General features: G+C 57.8%; 7 protein-coding genes. 3 read left to right on the forward strand and 4 right to left on the reverse strand.

The annotated features are described in order from the left end of the window. The first annotated feature begins 423 nt into the window (after window positions 1–423). The 3 genes from gltB (at window position 424) to FAES_RS16930 (ending at window position 7,739) form a co-directional block, all read left to right on the forward strand. Entirely contained in the window at window positions 424–5,025 is a 4,602-nt protein-coding gene (gene gltB / locus FAES_RS16920) for a glutamate synthase large subunit (RefSeq protein WP_015332457.1), read from the forward strand. Window positions 5,026–5,124: 99 nt separating this feature from the next. Further along, window positions 5,125–6,615: a glutamate synthase subunit beta gene (locus FAES_RS16925; RefSeq protein ID WP_015332458.1), complete on the forward strand. Its 1,491-nt coding sequence runs from the start codon at window positions 5,125–5,127 to the stop codon at window positions 6,613–6,615. A 197-nt stretch (window positions 6,616–6,812) separates the two neighbouring features. Next, complete coding sequence (locus FAES_RS16930) at window positions 6,813–7,739, forward strand: NAD-dependent epimerase/dehydratase family protein (RefSeq protein WP_015332459.1); 927 nt, start codon at window positions 6,813–6,815, stop codon at window positions 7,737–7,739. A 59-nt stretch (window positions 7,740–7,798) separates the two neighbouring features. On the opposite strand, the gene FAES_RS16935 is transcribed toward FAES_RS16930, so the two are convergent. From FAES_RS16935 to FAES_RS16950, 4 genes are all read right to left on the reverse strand, one after another. Beyond that, window positions 7,799–10,123: a glycoside hydrolase family 65 protein gene (locus FAES_RS16935; RefSeq protein WP_015332460.1), complete on the reverse strand. Its 2,325-nt coding sequence runs from the start codon at window positions 10,121–10,123 to the stop codon at window positions 7,799–7,801. Window positions 10,124–10,224: 101 nt separating this feature from the next. Continuing rightward, complete coding sequence (gene pgmB, locus FAES_RS16940; RefSeq protein ID WP_015332461.1) at window positions 10,225–10,896, reverse strand: beta-phosphoglucomutase; 672 nt, start codon at window positions 10,894–10,896, stop codon at window positions 10,225–10,227. Between the two features lie 111 nt (window positions 10,897–11,007). Beyond that, window positions 11,008–11,901 carry a PIG-L family deacetylase gene (locus FAES_RS16945; protein WP_229364495.1) on the reverse strand — a complete coding sequence of 298 codons (894 nt, stop codon included), beginning with the start codon at window positions 11,899–11,901 and terminating at the stop codon, window positions 11,008–11,010. Window positions 11,902–11,977: 76 nt separating this feature from the next. Beyond that, window positions 11,978–13,846, reverse strand: coding sequence for a glycoside hydrolase family 13 protein (locus FAES_RS16950; RefSeq protein ID WP_041258014.1), 1,869 nt, complete (start codon window positions 13,844–13,846; stop codon window positions 11,978–11,980). Between the last annotated feature and the right edge of the window lie 30 nt (window positions 13,847–13,876).

Below are 13,876 nucleotides of genomic sequence, written 5' to 3' on the forward strand. Positions count from 1 at the left end.
CCTGTTGACCCTGCCTAATGAGCTAAAGTACATGCGTAAGGCCCCGACTTTTGCCTATGTGCAGTGGTCGGGGCCTTCCTGGTTAATAGGGGTCACAGGCGGTAGGCACGATGGCAGCGTTTAAGAATATTACTTGACAAAGTCTAAATAAGGACCCTGCTTCGTTGGCAAATTGTTATTTTTACAGAACTTTTATAATCAAATTCACAAGCACACGATCAACGAACGAAAATTGGCCAGACGGGCTTTCAACCATACCCGCCATGTCGTATATTGCGTAGCTTTCATCACAAACATTCGTTAGTCTCATGACGTAATTGCTCCGTCGACTAACGCTCCAGACTCGCTTGTTGTCAATTTCGTAATTCAGTGTTGGCTCAGTCTGTTTGTTGATCTACCAACCTGCTAATCTGTTTATCGTTCATGGCTGATCAAGTCGATCAAGTAGGTGACCAACGTACCCAGGATTCGCTGGGACTCTATCGCCCCGAGTTTGAACACGATAACTGCGGCATCGGCTTCGTTGCCCATATCAAGGGTCGCAAATCGCACCGTATCGTTTCCGACGCCCTCTTTATGCTGCGCCGGATGGAACACCGGGGTGCCGTGGGTGCCGAAGGGAACTCGGGCGATGGCGCGGGGCTGCTGATTCAGCTTCCCCACGAATTTTTCGTCGACGAATGCCGTAAGTTGGGCGTTCACCTGCCCGCTGCCGGTGAATACGGCGTGGGTATGGTCTATTTTCCGAAAGACGTGTGGCTGCGCGAAGAGTGCCGCGCCGTACTGAACCGGAAGATGAAAAAGCTCGGGCTCGAACTGCTCGGCTACCGGGTCGTGCCCGTCAACAATAGCGACCTGGGCGGAACAGCCCGTTCGCAGGAGCCGCAGATGGAACAGGTGTTCATCAAACGGCCCGCCACCATCACCAATACCGACGACTTTGAGCGTAAACTTTACATTCTACGGAACGTCAGCACCCGGATCATCAACGAGACGATCACGGGGGTTGAAAGCTTCTATTTCTCGTCGCTCTCGTGCCGGACAATCTCCTACAAGGGGCAATTGACTACCGAGCAGCTCGAAACCTATTTCCCCGATCTGGAAAACGAGGACGTAGTCTCGGCGCTGGGCGTCGTGCACTCGCGCTTCTCGACCAACACCTTCCCGTCGTGGAAGCTGGCGCAACCCTTCCGCTACATTGCCCACAACGGCGAAATCAACACCGTTAAAGGCAACGTCAACTGGATCAAGGCCGCCGAAGCCCTGCTCGAATCGAGCAAGTTCACGAAGGAAGAGATGGACATGCTGCTGCCCATCTGCGACCACCGGCAGTCGGACTCGGCCAACCTCGACAACGCCATCGAGTTGCTCGTGATGAGTGGTCGGTCGCTGCCGCACGTGATGATGATGCTGATTCCCGAAGCCTGGGACGGCAACACGCAGATGGACCCCGTTCGGCACGCGTTCTACGAATATCATGCCGCACTGATCGAGCCCTGGGATGGCCCCGCGTCGATTTCATTTACCGATGGCCGCATCGTGGGCGCTACCCTCGACCGTAATGGCCTGCGCCCGTCGCGCTTCTGGGTAACCAATGACGACGTGGTGATCATGGCGTCGGAAGCGGGCGTGCTCGACATCGACCAAAGCAAAGTGGTGAGCAAAGGCCGTCTGCAACCGGGCCGCATGTTTGTGGTCGATATGGAACAGGGCCGCATCATCGCCGACGAAGAGATCAAGCAACAAATCTGCTCGGCGCAGCCCTATCAGCAGTGGCTCGACGAGAATAAGATTCGGATTGCGCAACTCGAAGCCCCGGCACGTACCTACAGCCGCTACGGCGAAAAATCGCTGCTGAAGATGCAGCAGGCCTTTGGCTTTACGTCGGAAGACCTGCGCATGATTCTGGCGCCGATGGTCGAAACGGGTAAGGAAGCGCTGGGCTCGATGGGTACTGACGTACCGCTGGCCGTGCTTTCCGAGCAGAGCCAGCACCTGAGCCACTACTTCAAGCAACTGTTTGCGCAGGTCACCAACCCGCCCATCGACTCGATCCGCGAACGGTCGATCATGTCGCTGATCTCTTACGTAGGGGCTACGGGCAACCTGCTCACCGAATCGCCGGAACACTGCCGGCAGGTGGAGCTGGAGCAGCCCGTGATGACCACGCAGGAATTCGACAAGGTCCGGTTTATCGACCGCCCGAATTTCCAGGCCAAGACCGTCAATTCGCTCTTCCTGGCCGACGGCAAGGGCGAATCGCTCGAACGGGCGCTGGAGCGCGTGTGCCGCTACGTCCGCGACGCGATCGAAGACGGCTACAGCATCGTCATCCTGTCTGACCGGGCGATCGACTCCGACCACGCGCCCATTCCGTCGCTGCTCGCCACGGCGGCGGTGCACCACTACCTCATTCGGGAAGGGTTGCGCGGCAAAGTGGGGATTCTGGTCGAGGCGGGCGACGTCTGGGAAACACACCACGTGGCTACGCTCATTGGCTACGGCGCGTCGGGCGTGAACCCCTACATGGCATTTGAAAGCATCGCCAGCCTGAAAGACAAGGGGCAGTTGCAGGTGGATTACGACCTCGACAAGCTCTACAAAAACTACATCAAGGCCGTCAACGGCGAGTTGCTCAAGATCTTCTCGAAGATGGGCATCTCGACGCTACAGTCGTATCAGGGCGCGATGATCTTCGAGTGCCTGGGCATCAACAAATCGGTGGTCGACCGGTATTTCACGGGCACGGTATCGCGCATCGGCGGTATGGGCCTGACCGAAATCGCCCGTGAGGTGCTCGTGCGCCACCACACGGCGTTCCCGCCCCTGCCGACGGTCGCCACGAAGCGCCTTGAAGTGGGTGGTATCTACCAGTGGAAACAGCGCGGCGAGAAGCACATCTTCAACCCCGATACGATCCACCTGCTACAGCAGTCGACCAAAAAGAACGATTACGGGCTGTTCAAAAAGTACAGTCAGCTTATCGACGACCAGACCCAGCACGCCCTCACCCTGCGCGGGCTGCTGACGTTCCGCAAGGGTGAGTCGATTTCGATTGATGAAGTCGAGTCGATCGAGTCGATCTTCAAGCGCTTTGCCACCGGGGCTATGTCGTTTGGCTCGATTTCGTGGGAAGCGCACACTACCCTCGCCGTAGCCATGAACCGCATCGGCGGCAAAAGCAACTCGGGCGAAGGTGGTGAAGACGAACTACGCTTTTCGCCGCTACCCAACGGCGACAGCCTCAATTCGGCCATCAAGCAGGTGGCATCGGGCCGGTTTGGCGTCACGAGCCACTACCTGAGCAATGCCCGCGAATTGCAGATCAAAATGGCGCAGGGAGCCAAGCCCGGCGAGGGTGGGCAACTCCCCGGCCACAAGGTCGACGACTGGATCGGACGTACCCGGCACAGCACACCCGGCGTGGGCCTGATCTCGCCCCCGCCCCACCACGACATTTACTCGATCGAAGATTTAGCGCAGCTCATCTTCGACCTGAAGAATGCCAATCGCGCCGCCCGCATCAGCGTCAAGCTGGTGTCGGAAGCAGGCGTAGGTACCATTGCGGCGGGTGTCGCCAAAGCCCATGCCGATCACATTCTGGTGTCGGGCCACGACGGCGGCACGGGCGCTTCTCCCCTATCGAGCATCCGCCACGCGGGCCTCCCGTGGGAGCTGGGTCTCGCCGAAACGCACCAGACACTGGTAAAAAACAAGCTGCGGGGCCGCGTAACGGTACAGGCCGACGGGCAGATTCGTACCGGTCGTGACCTTGTCATCGCCGCCATGCTGGGTGCCGAAGAGTTTGGCGTAGCCACGGCGGCGCTGGTCGCAGCGGGGTGCATCATGATGCGGAAATGCCACCTCAATACCTGCCCGGTGGGCGTAGCCACGCAGAATAAAGAACTGCGGGCGCTGTTTACCGGTAAGCCGGAGCATGTGGTGAACATGTTTACGTTCATGGCGCAGGAAATGCGGGAAATCATGGCCGAACTGGGGTTCCGCACGGTGGCCGAGATGGTCGGGCAGGTGCAGATGCTGCAAATGCGGTCCGACATCAGCAACTGGAAATACAAAAACCTCGACCTGTCGGGTATTCTCTACCGCGAGTCGGCCAGCCTGGATGTGGCCCTTTACAAGCAGGAAGATCAGGATCACGGCATCGACCAGATTCTGGACCGTCAGCTCATCGAGGTGGCGCAACCGGCCCTGCAAAGCGGCGAGAGCGTCTACGCTGAATTCCCGGTGCAGAACATCAACCGGAGCATCGGCACCATGCTGTCGAACGAAATTTCGAAAGCCTACGGTGGTCCGGGCCTCCCGACGAGCACCATTCACTTCAAATTCCGGGGTACGGCGGGGCAGAGCTTCGGCGCGTTCAACACCGCCGGGGTGCGTCTCGAACTGGAAGGCGACGCCAACGATTACTTCGGTAAAGGCCTCTGCGGTGCCGAGCTGATCGTGTACCCCGACCGGACGGCGACGTTCAAGCCTGAAGAGAACAGCATCGTCGGAAACGTGTCGTTCTACGGGGCGACCTCGGGCGAAGCCTACATCCGTGGGATGGCGGGCGAACGCTTCGGGGTACGTAACTCCGGTGCCAAAGTCGTGGTGGAAGGCGTGGGCGACCACGGCCTCGAATACATGACCGGGGGCGTCGCGGTGATCCTCGGCAAAACGGGCCGCAACTTTGCGGCGGGCATGTCGGGCGGTGTGGCCTACGTCTACGATGTTGACGGCAGCTTCCCCGAGAAGGTAAACCGGGAGATGGTCAGTCTCGAAGCATTGACCGACGAAGACCAGACCATCCTGCGCGACTTCGTGGAAAAGCATTTCCAGCACACGACCAGCAACGTGGCTCTCGCGCTCATGCAGGACTGGGACAACCAGATCGGCAAGTTTGTGAAGGTGCTGCCCGGCGACTTCAAGCAGGCACTCGCCAGCCGGGGCATATCCCTCAGCGAGCAAATCCGCGACAAAAACGTCGTTTATCAAGATATCGTCGTCGACGTAGTGGGCGGTTGATTTTCTGCCGCAAGCCTGAGGCTTCTATAGTTCGCCTCGAAGCCTCAGGCCTGCCTAGAAACAAACGTCAGCTACGTCATTTAATCACCTATTGATACAATGGGAAAGCCTACCGGATTTTTAGAATTTACCCGCGAACTGCCTAAAAAGCGTGACGTAACGGAGCGGGTCCATGATTATAAAGAAATCGAGCAGCCGTTCAACGAGCGCCAGACGCAGCAGCAGGCGGCCCGGTGCATGGACTGTGGCACGCCCTTTTGCCACAGCGGCTGTCCGCTGGGCAACATTATTCCCGAGTTCAACGATGCCGTGTACGAGCAGAATTGGGAATATGCCTGGGAGATCCTGTCGACGACCAACAACTTCCCCGAATTTACGGGCCGCATCTGCCCGGCGCCCTGCGAGTCGGCCTGCGTCCTGGGAATCAACAAGCCACCCGTGGCGATTGAGTTTATCGAAAAGTCAATTGCTGAAATTGCGTTTAAGAATGGCTACATTCAGCCGCAACCGCCGCTGAAACGGACGGGCAAAACCATTGCCGTAGTCGGTTCGGGGCCAGCCGGTCTGGCGGCAGCGACGCAGTTGAACAAAGCGGGCCATACTGTCACGGTCTTCGAACGGGCCGATCAGATTGGTGGGCTGCTGCGCTACGGTATCCCTGATTTCAAGCTCGAAAAATGGACCATTAGCCGCCGGCAGGCGGTGATGGAGGCCGAGGGCATCACTTTCCGCACGGGTGTGAACGTGGGCGTCGACATCAAGGCGAAAGACCTACTGGCCAGCTTTGATCTGGTGATGCTCACGGGCGGCTCCACCGTTCCGCGCGATCTGCCCATTCCGGGCCGGGACCTGAAAGGCATTTACCCAGCGATGGAATTCCTGAGCCAGCAAAACAAGCGGGTGGCAGGGATTGCACTCGAAGTCGACCACCGGGGCGTTCCGTACGCCAATGGTGATTTGCAGGCGACGGGCAAAAACGTGGTCGTGATTGGGGGCGGTGACACGGGTTCCGACTGCGTGGGTACGTCGAACCGGCACGGTGCCACGAGCGTCACGCAGATTGAACTGATGCCGATGCCACCCAAAGAGCGCGCCGACAGCACGCCCTGGCCCCACTGGCCGATGATGCTGCGCACGAGCACCAGCCACGAAGAGGGCTGCGAGCGCCATTGGAGCATCAACACCAAAGCCTTCATCGGCGACGAAAATGGTAACCTGAAGGCGCTGCGCCTCGTTGATCTGGAATGGAAAAATGAAGGCGGCCGGATGCAGATGGTCGAAGTTCCGGGCACGGAGCGCGACGTTCCCTGCGAACTGGCCCTGCTGGCGGCGGGTTTCCTGCACCCCCAACACGACGGCCTGATCGCCGACCTCGGTCTGGAGCTGGACGAGCGGAAGAACGTGAAGACGAACAAATACCAGACGGTAACCAATCCGAAGGTGTTTGCCGCGGGCGATATGCGCCGAGGCCAATCGCTGGTGGTTTGGGCCATTTCGGAAGGCCGCGAAGCCGCCCGGGCCGCCGACTGCTACCTGATGGGCGAAAGCATGCTCGAAGCCAAATCCCAGTCGATGCTGGCCCTGGCCTAACGTACCTGGAGTTTCTTATTGAAAGCCGCTGGTCGATAACCAGCGGCTTTTTTGCTGGGTACGTTGCTATCCTGCCTCTATCCCCTGTATGTGTGCTCATAAAGCAAGATTGACGCTCTGTCAAACCCGCGCCCTGCCTGACCGGTTACTGAGTGAAGTAGCTGGCTTCTCCTCTGCTTATTTTACTCCTAATCCGTATGCAAACCATTCTGGGTGCTGGCGGGGCCATTGCCGACGAATTGGCCCGCGAACTGCACCGGCACTACACCACCGACATTCGGCTGGTGAGCCGACATCCACAGCAGGTCAACGAGACCGATCAACTAGTGACGGCCAACCTGCTCGATGCGGGGCAAACAGCCAAAGCCGTGGCCGGTAGCGAGATTGTCTACCTCACGGTTGGGTTGCCTCTCGATACGGCGCTGTGGCAAGCGCAGTTTCCGGTTATCATGCAGAACGTGATTGCCGCCTGCAAGCAACACCAAACGAAGCTGGTCTTTTTCGATAATACCTACATGTACCCTCAAACGGGTGTGGTGCTAAGCGAGGATACGCCCTTTGCGCCTTACGGCCCGAAAGGCCGGGTACGTGCTCAGATCGCGCAACTACTCCTCAACGAGATGGCGGCGGGGATGATGACGGCCGTTATCTGTCGCGCACCCGAATTTTATGGCCCCGGCAAGACCCAGAGTTTTACGAACTCGGCCGTGTTCAACGCTATACGACACGAAAAGAAGCCCCGCATTTTCCTCCGCGACGATACGCTGCGCACGCTTATCTATGCCCCCGATGCCAGCCGGGCGATGGCGCTCATTGCCCATACACCTGAGGCCTATGGCCAAACCTGGCACCTCCCCTGCGACGACAACCGCCTGACGTACCAGCAACTGATCGCTACGGCGGAAGCGATCGTCGGGCGACCGATTCCCTACGATGTAGTGCCGCAATGGCAACTGAGCCTGCTGAGTCTGGTCAATAAACGCGTCCGCGAAACGGGTGAACTCCTGCCCCGCTACCGGGTCGATAATGTCTTTGTCTCGGACAAGTTCAAGCGGCGTTTTCCGCAGTTCGCCGTCACCACGTACCCAGACGGGATCAGGGCGGTGCTGAGCGAGGTACGTTAGCCACCAATCAAAAGCGGGGATACCGTCCGGCATCCCCGCTTTTCTCCGCGCTGGTTTCGTTAGGCAGCGATCGCCTTGTGCGCGATCGTTTCCGCGCTGTCGGCACCGATCGTCACGGCTTCGCCATGCAGCGATAGCGTGATGGGTTGCGTCGAGAAGTTGGCCACCGTGGCATCCTGCTGTGTCACCGTGATCTGGAGCAACGTACCCCGGAACCGAATCTTGAACGCCAGCGCCTCCCAGCCGTCGGGGCAATAGGGTGCCAGCACGATTTGGTCTTTTTCCACGCGCAGTCCGCCGAAGCCTTTTACCACCGCCAGCCACGTACCGGCCATGCTCGTAATGTGGCAGCCATCTTCCGTGTCGTTGTTGTAATCGTCGAGGTCGAGGCGGGCCGTGCGGAGGTACATCTCGTAGGCTTTCGCCTTCATACCCAGCTTCGACGCCTGAATGCTGTGGACGCAGGGCGACAGCGACGATTCATGCACGGTCATCGGCTCGTAGAAGTCGAAGTTCCGGCGCAGTGTGTCGGTATCGAACTCATCCTCAAAGAAGTACAGCCCCTGCAACACATCGGCCTGTTTGATGAAGCACGACCGCAGAATCCGGTCCCACGACCAGTGCTGATTCAGGGGTCGTTGTTCGGCCGGAATGTCCGAAACGGGCATCAGGTCTTTATCGAGGAAATCGCTCTGCTGCAAAAACACCTGCCGCTCGGGGTCGTAGGGGTAGTGCATCTTTTCGACGATGTCGGCGGCTTTAGCCAGTTCGGCGGTTTCATCGAAGTGGATACGGGTGGCCAGCGCTTCGTAGGCCCCGGCATCCAGCCGTTTCACCGTCGCGACGGCCTCGGCGGTGTAACGCAGGGTCCAGGCGGCGATGTAGTTGGTGTACCAGTTGTTGTTGACGTTGTTTTCGTACTCGTTCGGACCCGTCACGCCCAGCATCACATACTGCTGCTTGGCCTTTGACCAGTTGACGCGTTGCATCCAGAACCGGCTGATGCCAATGAGCACTTCCAGCCCGTATTGGGCCAGATACATTTCGTCGGCGGTGTAGCGCACATAGTCGTAGATGGCGTAGGCGATGGCCCCATTGCGGTGGATTTCTTCGAAGGTAATCTCCCACTCGTTGTGGCACTCTTCGCCGTTCATCGTCACCATCGGGTACAGGGCAGCGCCATCGGTAAAGCCCAGCTTCTGCGCGTTTTCGATGGCCTTTTGCAGGTGTTTGTGGCGGTACACCAATAGGTTTCGCGCCACCTGCTGATCGGCCGTAGCCAGGTAGAAAGGCAGGCAGTAGGCCTCAGTATCCCAGTAGGTCGATCCGCCGTATTTCTCGCCGGTGAAGCCTTTGGGGCCGATGTTCAGCCGTTCGTCTTTGCCAGTATAGGTCTGGTTGAGCTGGAAGATGTTGAACCGGATGCCCTGCTGCGCCGCCACATCACCGTCGATCCGAATGTCGTTCAGTTGCCACTTATCGGCCCAGGCCTGCTGCTGTTCGGCCAGCATCGTCTCGAAGCCTTTGGCTGAAATGCGCTGAATGTAGGCTTTGGCTTCGCGCAAAAGCTCATCAACGCCGTAATTCAGCGACGACAGGTTCACGGCGTACTTGATCAGCACCGTTTCCTGCCCCTGCCGACAGTCGAGGGTGATGCGGTTGGCTACGTACTTTTCGTGCTTGATCGGCTGCGACTGGTAATCGACTTTCTCGCCGTTCTGCATCACCTCCACACACATACCCGTGGTGACGTGGAAGCCGGTTTTGCGGGTACAAAGTTCGATGTAGGCTTCGCCGTAGGCTGTTTCCTTGCGTACCTCGTCCCAGAACGTCTCGTCGTAGTTGGCGTCTTTGTTCCGAATGGCGCCATCGAGGTAGGGCGTAAACACAATTTTGGCATCAGCCGTGATGGGCGTGATGCTGTAGCGGATGGCCCCGGCTTCGTCGTCGACGATCGAACAGAACCGCGTAGACCGCACGCGAAACTCGTGGCCGTTTTTCAGCGTAACCACAAACGACCGCTCCAGATAGCCCGCCTGCATATTAAGCACCCGGCGGAAATCGCGCACGGGGCAGGTATTCAGATCGAGCACTTCATCGTTTATTTCAACGTCGATGCCGATCCAGTTGGTGGCGTTCAACACTTTGGCGAAATACTCGGGATACCCGTTTTTCCACCAGCCCACGCGGGTTTTGTCGGGGTAATACACCCCTGCTACGTAATTGCCCAGCAGGGTCTTTCCCGTAAATTTCTCTTCAAAGCTACCCCGACCGCCCATTTGGCCGTTGCCAAGGCTCATCAGGCTTTCGGTAATCTCGTTGAATTCGGGGTGAAACCCGTCTTCGACCACACACCAGGGGTCGTTCGTAATGTATTGTTTCATCGGTGGTTCGTGTTCATCACAGGTTGTATAACAGGGGTACGATTTACTGTTAGCCACTAAATCGTACACTTTAGACGGTAAACCGTCCTCATCCGCCACAGCTAATACCCCAGCCCCTGCGCCTTATCGACGGCGGCGAGGAGCTCAGCGACGGTCAGGTGTTCGAGCGAGGGGACGACCAGATCGGCTTCGGTGAGCACGTCGGGCGTACCGATCCCCAGGGCAAACATGCCCGCCCGTTTGGCCGCTTCGATCCCCGCCACGGCATCTTCAAACACGATGCACTGCGCCGCAGGTACGTTTAGCTCATCGGCTCCTTTCAGGAACACCTCGGGGTCGGGTTTGCTATTGGTGATTTTGGTGCCGTCGATGACGGCATCGAACAGACCAGTCATGCCCACGCGCTCCAGAATCAGCGGGGCGTTTTTCGACACCGACCCCAGCGCCGTCCGGATACCCGCCCGTTTGGTTTGTTCCAGAAAGGCATTCACACCGGGTAGAATGTCGGCCGGGGTCATCTGGTTGACCAGTTCGAGGTACCAGCTATTTTTCTGCGCGGCCAGAATCAGCTTTTGCTCCTCCGACAGCTTCACCCGGCCGAGGTCGAGAATCCGGTTGAGCGAGTCCATCCGGCTGACGCCCTTGAGCGTTTCGTTGAATTCGTGCGTAAAGTCGAAGCCAAGCGAGTTGGCCATCCGCCGCCACGCCTGATAATGAAACCCGGCCGTGTCGACCAGCACGCCGTCGAGGTCAAAGAGAAATGCGTTGATCATAAGTGTAAAGAGCGAATGAGCGAACGAATGAAAGCGTGATTATTGATGATGAACCCATCATGCCGGACTGGATAATCCGTCACTCTTTCACTCATTCGCTCGCTCACTCAATTAGTATCCGCTTGCCTTGAGCGAAGCGAACAGTTTTTTGAGGGTTTCGAGGCCGCCGGGGCCGTTGGCGGCGAAGTAATAAAAGGCTTCAACGTCGCCCCGGTGCATGGCCACGTTCATGTCGCCCGACTGCGACTTGTGCTCGGCCTTTACCCAGTCGGCTACAATCATATAGCTGTGTTTACCTGCCTCGCCAAACGTGTGCGACACGTCGACTTCGTAGACAGGCGCGTTGGGCAGCACCTTGGTTTCGGGGTAACCTGGCAATTCACTGAACGAGAAGGTGGTGGCCCGGCTAAGCGTGCGACCGCCCAACACGATGGGCTTTTTCGACCCTTTGTAGCGCTGCACCGCCCGAATGGCCAGAATCGACGCCGTCTTGTGGTGGGCGTGTTGCTCAGTCGACGGCACCAGGCACAGAATAAGGTCATACTGTCCTTTATTCAGCACCTCATCCAGCTGCTTGTCGACTAACTCAATGTTCCAGCGGCGACCACCCAGATACGGCGAGGGATCGGTGGAATAGAAATCATCGATCTGATCGAAGAAGTAGAAATTGGTAATGCCCATCACCTCGCCGGCTTTCATCAGCTCCTTTTTCCGAATAGCGGGTAGCGCCCGCCGCCCCACGGCCGAGTCGAGCAGATTCATGCCGTAATATTTGGACGCGATCATGCCGTTGTAGCCCCCCGACGCGTCGGTGACCAGCGCCAGGTCGGCCGAGCCACCCAGTTCCCGCACCAGCTTGAAGACCGTTACGGGAAACATGGTTTCGTCGTCAGGGTGTGCCGTCACGATCAACGTCCGCAGAGGCATCGAGGTGGTGGCTTTGGTCGCCTGAGCCTGACCCAACAGCGGCAGGAAAAGACAAAAGCAGAGTAAGCGAAGAGACACAATCACAATTCAGACGGCTATTTACGGGACAAAGTTGGCCAAACGAAGCCGATTTTTAAACCAATCGGGCGTTCCGTTAGCGTTGTAGCTCCAGCACCAGCGCCGTTTTGGCAGGCAGGTTAACCAGTTTCAGGTCGGTGATCACCTCGCCGGTCAGCGCATTTTTCGCTTTGGTAAAGCCCTGGGTACGTTCCTGGAAGCGCGCCATATCCAGCGCAATCGGTTTGTCGGTTTGGTTCGTAGCGACCATCACCGTGTTTTTGGCGTCGTACCGGAAATACACGTAGGTGCCGTTCTGAGGCAGGTATTGCGTTAGCTTACCCGAGTGCAGTGCCGGGGTGTTTTTGCGGTAATTGGCCAGCGTCTTCACGAAGTCGAAAGCCTCGTTTTCAGCCTTGCTGCGCCCCGAAGCCGTGAATTTGTTGTCCTTGTCGCCCGCAAATCCACCGGGAAAATCGCGACGTACCTCAGCATCCGAAGGGTTTTTGAAATTCTTCATCAAAATCTCCGTCCCGTAGTAAATCTGCGGGATGCCGCGCGTGGTCAGCAGCCAGGTCAGGCCCATTTTGTACTTGTTGATATCGTCGCCAACCACCGACAGAAACCGGTCGGTATCGTGGTTGTCCAGGAACGTGACCAGTTTCATCGGATCCTGATAAACGGCATCCTGCGCCAGTGCCTGCTGCACCCGATTGGCGCCGCTATCCCAGCCCTCGCCGTCGTTCAGCGCGGCGTTCATGGCCGAATAGAGCACGAAATCAAGCCCGCCCGTCTGGTTCGATTTAAACGGGAAGTTGATGTTGTTGCGGGTATAATACGCCTGATCGACCGTATTGTTGACCCACGATTCGCCGAACGTATACATGGCGGGGTACTCGGCTTGCAGGGCGGCGTTACACCGGTTCATAAACGGCTGATCGTTGTACATATACGTGTCGATCCGCCAGGCGTCGAGGGCAAACTCTTCCACACTCCAGATGGCGTGCTGAATGAGGTAGTTGGCCACGAACGGGTTGTTCTGGTTCAGGTCGGGTAGGTGCGGCACAAACCAGCCATCCAGCGCTACCTTCCGGTCGATAGCCGCCGAGTGCGGGTCGGTGATGGGCTGGTATTTGTAGGACGTGTTGGTGTAGGCGGGCCACTGATGCAGCCAGTCTTTGCTGGGCATGTCTTTCAGAAACCAATGGTTGATCCCCACGTGGTTGTAGACGGCATCCTGCACCACGCGCATACCCATGGCGTGTACTTTTTTGTTCAGCGCCTTGTAGGCCTCGTTGCCGCCCAGCCGCTTGTCCACGGCGTAGTGGTCGGTGAAGCCATACCCGTGGTAAGCCGAGCGCATCGCGCCCCCCTCATTGGTTTGCGGCTGATTATTTTCGATGATGGGCGTCATCCAGAGAGCCGTTACACCTAGTTCCTTGAGGTAATCGAGGTGGTTTTCTACGCCTTTCAGATCGCCCCCGTGCCGCAGGTAGGGATTGTTTCGGTCGGCTTCGGGGTCGGCCATATCGGCGAATTTGTCGTTGCCGGGATCGGCATTGCTGAAGCGGTCGGGCATCAGCAGGTAAATGAAATCGGCAGAAGAGAGCCCCCGGCCTTTCGGCTCGTTATCGCGGGCTTTGAGCTCGTATTTCCGCCGAATCACATTAGCGCCGTTTTTCCCGACGATTTCCAACGTACCTGGCCGGGTATTGCCCGCCAGCGTGAGGTCCAGAAACGCGTAGTTTTTGTTCTCGACGGTATGCGCCTTCACCAGCTTCACGCCGGGGTAGTTAACCGTGTAGGTGAGTGTACCGGCATTGGGGCCGTACACCAGCAGTTGCAGGTTGGGGTTTTTCATGCCGACCCACCAATGAGTAGGGTCGACACGCTGAATGGCGGGGGTCTGAGCCAGCAGGGTGTTACCCAGCAGCCAGAAAAGGGTAAGTAGTCGCACTTTGTTCATAGGACAAAAGTAAGGTTGCATAGACCGAAA

The sequence above is a fragment of the Fibrella aestuarina BUZ 2 genome, assembly GCF_000331105.1.
GTDB classification, from domain to species: Bacteria; Bacteroidota; Bacteroidia; order Cytophagales; family Spirosomataceae; genus Fibrella; species Fibrella aestuarina.

Coding starts and splice junctions, on each gene's coding strand:
- gltB (WP_015332457.1), top strand. CDS start 424: ATGGCTGATCAAGTCGATCAAGTAGGTGACCAACGTACCCAGGATTCG.
- FAES_RS16925 (WP_015332458.1), top strand. CDS start 5,125: ATGGGAAAGCCTACCGGATTTTTAGAATTTACCCGCGAACTGCCTAAA.
- FAES_RS16930 (WP_015332459.1), top strand. CDS start 6,813: ATGCAAACCATTCTGGGTGCTGGCGGGGCCATTGCCGACGAATTGGCC.
- FAES_RS16935 (WP_015332460.1), bottom strand. CDS start 10,123: ATGAAACAATACATTACGAACGACCCCTGGTGTGTGGTCGAAGACGGG.
- pgmB (WP_015332461.1), bottom strand. CDS start 10,896: ATGATCAACGCATTTCTCTTTGACCTCGACGGCGTGCTGGTCGACACG.
- FAES_RS16950 (WP_041258014.1), bottom strand. CDS start 13,846: ATGAACAAAGTGCGACTACTTACCCTTTTCTGGCTGCTGGGTAACACC.